General features: G+C 67.9%; 1 protein-coding gene. It reads right to left on the reverse strand.

Annotated features, from left to right (window positions below):
- The coding region (locus tag AC3ETA_RS47790; RefSeq protein ID WP_432199174.1) for an IS982 family transposase at positions 1 to 810 on the reverse strand (810 nt) is incomplete at its 3' end.
- Between the last annotated feature and the right edge of the window lie 32 nt (positions 811 to 842).

Below are 842 nucleotides of genomic sequence, written 5' to 3' on the forward strand. Positions count from 1 at the left end.
GCGCTGAGCGACGCGGGCAGCGACGCCCTCGAAGGTCCGGCCGCCGTGCTGTTCCAGGTCGAGCTGGCCCTTGAGGGTGTCGTTCACCGACTCGATCAGCTGCCGCACCGACTTCAGCAGCGACTCGCCCGCGCGGCGTTTCTCCCGTTTGAACGACGGCCGCAGCAACGCCGCCCCGCGCAAGGCCAGATCGGTCTCGAACTCCTTGGAGGCGAAGCCCTTGTCCGCGATGAGCAGCAGGCCGGGCCGGCCGGTGACCGCGTCCGGCTCGCGATCCAGCATCGCCATCAGCACTTCGCGTTCGTCCAGCTTGGGGTTGGCCAGGGCCCACAGGACCGGCATGCCGGTCGGGGTGCACACCAGGTACAGCCGCAGGCCCCAGAAGAACCGCGAGTGGCTGGCGCAGTACCCGTATCCGGCCCAGCCGGCCATGTCCGACCGTTTCACCGTGGGCCGCGAGCGGCCGCACTCGACCGGGGTCGAGTCGATGATCCAGTGGTTGTCGAACCAGAAGTCCGTGTCCGCTGCAAGGAGCCGTATCACGCGCTTGACCAGCGGCAACGCAGCCCGCAGCCGCTTGTTCCAGCCCGGCTGCTTCGGTACGTACGGGAACATCGCACCCAGCCGGGAGTGGACGAACCGCAGCCATCTGGACTCCGAGGCGAAGCCGAGCATGGCCTGGGCGACGGCGAGGCAGACGAGCTCGGAGTCCGTCAAGCGCGGTGGGCGGCCCAGCCATCGGGTATCTCCGATCTCGTCGTCGATCTTCACGTACAGTGCGGTCAGCAGGGCGTCCAGGTCATTCGTCACAGATCGATCTTGGACGCCCTGTCTGCGTTCCC

The organism is Streptomyces sp. bgisy027, from assembly GCF_057710365.1.